Genomic DNA, 2160 nt, shown 5'->3' on the forward strand with positions numbered 1-2160 from the left:
TCCTGCGTTGACAACCCCCGGGGGGGTGCAGGCTTGGTTGACCGACGGGGTCGTCTCACCCGACCACCCTGCGGGTGTACGGGCGGGGGGTGTTGACCGCCCCGGCGTTCTCCACCCCCTTTTGTCCACCCCTGGTCCCAGGACCGGAAGTCGCCCCACGGCTAGTCTCGTCATCAGTTCGGAACGACACGGAGGATTCTCGTGACTGACGGGATGAAAGATGCGCTCTTCCTGAGCGGAATTCTCATCACCATCGTCCTCTTCACGCAGGTGGGGAGACACCGGTTCGGCATTTTCAAGCTTCTGATGCCGCTGGGCCTGGTGGCCTGGTTCGCCTACGACATGCTGCACAACCTGAAGGCGACGGCACCCAATCTGACATCTGCGGGTGTCGGCATCGCGATCGGCGTCGCCGTCGGTACCGGGCTGCTCTACACGATGCGGATCGACCACGACCCCAAGTCCGGAAAGACCTACACGAAGGCGGGAATCGCCTATCTGTCGATCTGGCTCCTGGTCCTGGCCGGCCGGCTCGGATTCATCTGGACGCTGGAGAACAACGACTCCTTCCGGGCCGATTTCGGCAAGTGGACCGTCGAGCAGCAGATCGACCCCGACGGGGTCGCCGCGTTCTTCGTCCTGATGGCCATGGCGATGGTTCTCACGCGGACCGTCGGGGTCGCGGTCCGCTGGCTGCGCCGGCCCTCCGTCGTGGCTCCCCTGCAGGCCAAGTAGGCCGGCCCCGGGCCCCGGTGAGGCGTGGGGTGGGTAGGGGTTGTCCGGTTCCGTCCCCCGGGAGAACCATCGGAGACAGCAGGACGGAGCATGTGGAAAGCATCGGTCGGTAGGGAGTGTCGGGCAATGCGAGTTTTCTGTACGGTGACCGGGACGCAGGGGCACGCCAATGAGGTGCTGCCGCTCGCCAGGGCGCTCGCCGCGGCGGGGCACGACGTTCTGGCCACGGTGCCCGAGCACCTCGCGCCGGTGTTCGCCGGGTCCGCGATGGCCGTCGAGCCGGTGATGCCGACCATTCCCGAGATCATGCAGGCCATCTTCTCCCTCCGGGACCGCCGGGAGGAGCGCGGGGAAACCGAGGAGATCGTCGTCGACAATCGCCTCCAGATGATTCTCTGGGGCGGTGGTCCGCACATCACGACGACCTTCGAGCGCATCTTTCCGATCGCCAAGGAGTTCGGACCGGACCTGGTCCTGCGGGACGGCGGTGAACTCACCGGAGTCCTCGTCGCCGAGGCACTCGGAATTCCGCACGTGTCCTGTCCGTCCGGTCCGACGAACGTCACCGACCCCGAGGGTCTGCTGCCGTTCCTCAACGAACGCCGCACCGAGGTCGGGCTGGTGCCGAAGGATTCGCCGTGGTCGATCTACCCGCACGGCCGGATCGACTGCGTGCCCGGTGACTTCTCGTTCGTCCGCTACGACGTGCCGCAGGCCTTCGCCTACCAGCAGCCGGCCGCGCTGGGCGGCTCCGCGGCCCTGCCGGCCGAGCTGGCCGGGCTCCCCGGGGACCGCCCGCTGGTCGTCGCCTCGGTCGGCAGCGCGCTGCCGACGGTCATGGGGATGAAGTCCCAGGGCATCGAGCCGCCGGAGGGCATGCTCGACCCGACCGAGACGCTGCGAGCCATCATCGAGGGCCTGTCCGCCCTCGACGTGCACGCCGTGGTCGGCACGGCGGGCTTCCCGCTCGACGGGATCGAGATCGGTGACAACGTGATCGTCATGGAGTGGCTGCCGCAGCAGCTCCTCCTGGAGTGCGCCCAGCTGTTCGTCACCCATGCCGGCTACGGCGGAGTCCGGGAGGCGATCCGCCAGGGCGTGCCCATGGTCGCCCTCCCGCAGTTCGGCGACCACCTGCACAACGCCCAGCGCCTCGCCGAGCTGAACCTCGGCGTGCACGTCACCGAGGTCACCCCCGAGGGTGTCGCCGAGGCCTGCCGCCGGGTGCTGTCCGACGGGCGGATCGCGGCCGGCATCCGCACGGCGCACCGCAAGATGCTCGGCCTGCCGGACATCGACGACGCGGTGGCCTACCTGGAGCGGGTGGCCGCCGGAAACGCCGCCTGATCACCCCCCATAGCCCGCTGCCGATCCCCCGTCAGGCAGCGCAGGGCGGGAGCCGGTCCGAGATCCGCGGACCGGCTC

Annotated in this window: 2 protein-coding genes; both read left to right on the forward strand. The window is 68.8% G+C overall.

The features are described from left to right. Nucleotides 1-201 precede the first annotated feature (201 nt). A complete protein-coding gene (locus tag ACFV1W_RS39320) occupies nucleotides 202-735 on the forward strand; it encodes a hypothetical protein (RefSeq protein ID WP_380422240.1) in 534 nt (177 codons plus the stop codon). Between the two features lie 126 nt (nucleotides 736-861). Further along, nucleotides 862-2082, forward strand: coding sequence for a glycosyltransferase (locus ACFV1W_RS39325; protein WP_380422241.1), 1221 nt, complete (start codon nucleotides 862-864; stop codon nucleotides 2080-2082). The last annotated feature ends 78 nt before the right edge of the window (nucleotides 2083-2160 follow it).

Origin of the sequence: Kitasatospora sp. NPDC059648 (assembly GCF_042734825.1) — a bacterium.
In the GTDB taxonomy this organism is placed as follows: Bacteria; Actinomycetota; Actinomycetes; order Streptomycetales; family Streptomycetaceae; genus Kitasatospora.

Excerpts from the sequence above, each read along its gene's own strand:
- ACFV1W_RS39325 (WP_380422241.1), top strand. The coding sequence starts at position 862 with ATGCGAGTTTTCTGTACGGTGACCGGGACGCAGGGGCACGCCAATGAG.